The 1914-nt window shown below is 62.8% G+C and carries 2 protein-coding genes; one reads left to right on the top strand and one right to left on the bottom strand.

Annotated features, from left to right (window positions below; genetic code table 11):
- Positions 1 to 236: 236 nt before the first annotated feature.
- Positions 237 to 848 carry an ankyrin repeat domain-containing protein gene (locus C0456_RS20255; protein WP_291056422.1) on the top strand — a complete coding sequence of 204 codons (612 nt, stop codon included), beginning with the start codon at positions 237 to 239 and terminating at the stop codon, positions 846 to 848.
- Between the two features lie 257 nt (positions 849 to 1105).
- Here C0456_RS20255 and C0456_RS20250 read toward each other — a convergent pair.
- The coding region (locus C0456_RS20250) for an RsmB/NOP family class I SAM-dependent RNA methyltransferase (RefSeq protein WP_291056419.1) at positions 1106 to 1914 on the bottom strand (809 nt) is incomplete at its 5' end.

Raw genomic sequence — 1914 nt, 5'->3', positions numbered from 1 at the left:
ATTAACGTCATTGGGCTTGCACTTCGGTCATGCTGAAAGCTGCCGCACGTAGTTACGATTCGTCGTCATGCCTGTGGCGCTACGGGGAGTGACCCCCTTAAAGGTGAGGAAAATCTTGTCTGGGCGCCAAACAAGGGGGCAAACTAGAGCTGCTGCGGGCGCCTTAGTCGGGGATTTGAGGGCCGATGCAGCCGCTGGCGCATTAAGATCGAGGATAGAAACAATTTTACCCCTACATGGTGACGCCGCAACACAAAGGTAAGAATGTGCATACTGAAGCTCAATTCAATTTTGCTGTGGCAGACGCAATCGACAGCGGAGACGTTGAAGTTGTGCGGCAGATCATCCGGAAACATCCTGAGCAGAGGGACGTATTTACCCCCTTTGCTGGGGGTACGTGGCTGCATTATGCTGCGGGTGAGTCGGAGCCCGAGATTGTACTTGAGTTGCTCGATCTTGGATTTCCGGTGAATGCCAAAGCCAAGCATGACGGGGAAGTCGCACTTGTCCGCGCAGCGAGTGCAGGCAGACCTCAGAATGTGAAGGTTCTGCTGAGTGCTGGTTCTGAGATCGATTCCTCTGCTTCAGTAAGGAACCCACTCTTTGCCGCGATAGTGGGCCGGTCTGCAGATTGCGTCACACTGATCTTGGGTGCGGGAGTGGACGCGACGATTCGCTATAACACTGACACCATGAAGGACATGGACGCTCTAGCCTTTGCATTGATGCGCGGGGAGAGAGAATGCGCCGAGGTCATTGCAAGATGGATGGTGGGTGACGACGACGATGCCATGACTGAAGTGCTAGCTAAGGCTGACGAGATCGCAGATCGCAACGCCCACGCTTAGCCGCAAAGAGTGGAATTCCGGGGTTCTCGGTCGAAATCGCAGGCCGCTTGAGATCACAGCGTTTGATTCCGGCCGAAGGGGGCTATTCCAACGAGAAATGCAGCGGCTGCTCCCAAAACCCGCCATTCCGAATTCCACCCACTTCCGGCCATTCGCCGCGCCCGGGCGCAAACCCGAAAGCAGAAGTGCTGCAAGCGGCCCCATTGGCAACAACCCAAGGTTCGTCGCCCCGTGTCAAGCACGAGGCGACGTGGTTGTCAGCTCTTCACCCACCGCCCCACAAAAAACCCGTCGAGCCCGCCTTGCTCGGCCAGCATCCCCGGATGGGTGCGCAGCCAGCCCTCAGGGGTGGGCATAAGGCCCGCAGGGAGTTCCTCGGGCGGGATCGGCGCGGGCGCAAGGCCCAGTTCGGCGTTGATCCACGCCGCCTGCTCCTCCCCTTCCTCCTCTTCCAGCGAGCACACTGCATAGACCAGCACCCCGCCGGGGTTCAGCCACTCGGCCGCCCGCGCGGTCAGGGCGCGCTGAAGCTCCGCCATCTCGGCCACCTGCCCCGTGCCGATGCGGTGGAGCACATCGGGGTGGCGGCGGCAGGTGCCGGTCGCGGTGCAGGGCGCGTCGATCAGGATCGCGTCGAAGCGGTGCTTCGGCTCCCAGGTGAGCGCGTCGGCACGCACGGGCGAGGCCGCAAGGCCGGTGCGCTTTAGATTGTCCTTGAGCAGGTCGAGCCGCCGCTTGGACAGGTCGAGCGCGGTGACCTTCCACCCTGCCGCTGCCAGCTGCATGGTCTTGCCGCCGGGCGCAGCACACAGATCGAGCGCGCTCCGGCCCGCTCCGCTGCCCAGCAGCCGCGCGGGGATCTGCGCGGCGAGATCCTGCACCCACCATGCTCCCTCCTTGAAGCCCTGAAGGCTTTCCACCGCCGCGCCCCTCGGCAGGCGGACATGGCCGGAGGCAAGGCTGACGCCCCCCATCTGGACGGCGCGGGTCGCGGTCGCGGCCGGATCGCGCAGAGCAAGGTCAAGCTCGGGCGGGAAGGCGAGGCCGGGGGCGATCGCGGCAGCCC

This window comes from Hyphomonas sp., from assembly GCF_013823385.1.
Lineage (GTDB): Bacteria > Pseudomonadota > Alphaproteobacteria > Caulobacterales > Hyphomonadaceae > Hyphomonas.
Note: the sequence above shows the minus strand (reverse complement) of the source record. Positions and strands in the feature narration are given on the sequence as shown.